Genomic DNA, 528 nt, shown 5'->3' with positions numbered 1-528 from the left:
TTGGAATTTCTCCGCTACCCACAAGTCATCCAAGCACTTTTCAACGTGCCCTGGTTCGGGCCTCCAGTGAGTTTTACCTCACCTTCACCCTGCTCATGGGTAGGTCACATGGTTTCGGGTCTACGACATGATACTAATCCGCCCTATTAAGACTCGGTTTCCCTACGGCTCCGTCTCTTCAACTTAACCTCGCATCATATCGTAACTCGCCGGTTCATTCTACAAAAGGCACGCCATCACCCATTAACGGGCTCTGACTACTTGTAAGCACACGGTTTCAAGTTCTCTTTCACTCCCCTTCCGGGGTACTTTTCACCTTTCCCTCACGGTACTGGTTCACTATCGGTCACTAGAGAGTATTTAGCCTTGGGAGATGGTCCTCCCGGATTCCGACGGAATTTCTCGTGTTCCGTCGTACTCAGGATCCACTCAAGAGTGAACAAACTTTCGACTACAGGATTATTACCTTCTTTGATTCAACTTTCCAGATGATTCGTTTAATATATTCCTTTGTAACTCCGTATAGAG

1 rRNA gene is annotated in these 528 nt (G+C 47.3%); it reads right to left on the bottom strand.

What is annotated here, in order from left to right:
- Window positions 1-528: ribosomal RNA gene (locus EII32_RS11585) — 23S ribosomal RNA — on the bottom strand; the annotation flags it as partial.

The organism is Prevotella sp. OH937_COT-195 (genome assembly GCF_003932845.1).
GTDB lineage: Bacteria > Bacteroidota > Bacteroidia > Bacteroidales > Bacteroidaceae > Prevotella.
Note: the sequence above shows the minus strand (reverse complement) of the source record. Positions and strands in the feature narration are given on the sequence as shown.